The following is a 406-nucleotide window of genomic DNA, read 5'->3' on the forward strand; positions in this document are numbered from 1 at the left end:
ATTATTAATTCTAAAGATGTTGATCCAGTTGCAGAAGTTATGAAATTAACTGATAACAAAGGATTAGATGCAACAGTGGTAACTTCAGTTGCTAAGACGCCATTTAACCAAGCGGTTGATGTTGTAAAAGCTGGTGCAAGAGTTGTTGCTGTTGGTTTACCTGTTGATAAAATGAACTTAGATATCCCAAGATTAGTGCTTGATGGTATTGAAGTAGTAGGTTCACTTGTTGGTACAAGACAAGACTTACGTGAAGCGTTTGAATTTGCTGCTGAAAAATAAGTAACACCTAAAGTTCAATTAAGAAAATTAGAAGAAATCAATGATATTTTTGAAGAAATGGAAAATGGTACTATAACTGGTAGAATGGTTATTAAATTTTAAAAATATCAACTGACTATATAGA

Annotated in this window: 1 protein-coding gene; it reads left to right on the top strand. The window is 32.0% G+C overall.

Going from position 1 to position 406, the window contains the following annotated elements; genetic code table 11:
* Window positions 1–282: zinc-binding dehydrogenase (locus D7V97_RS43855; RefSeq protein ID WP_233583639.1), on the top strand; the 282-nt coding region annotated here is incomplete at its 5' end.
* Window positions 283–406: the final 124 nt, after the last annotated feature.

It is taken from the genome of Corallococcus sp. CA053C (assembly GCF_003611675.1).
Taxonomy (GTDB): domain Bacteria; phylum Myxococcota; class Myxococcia; order Myxococcales; family Myxococcaceae; genus Corallococcus.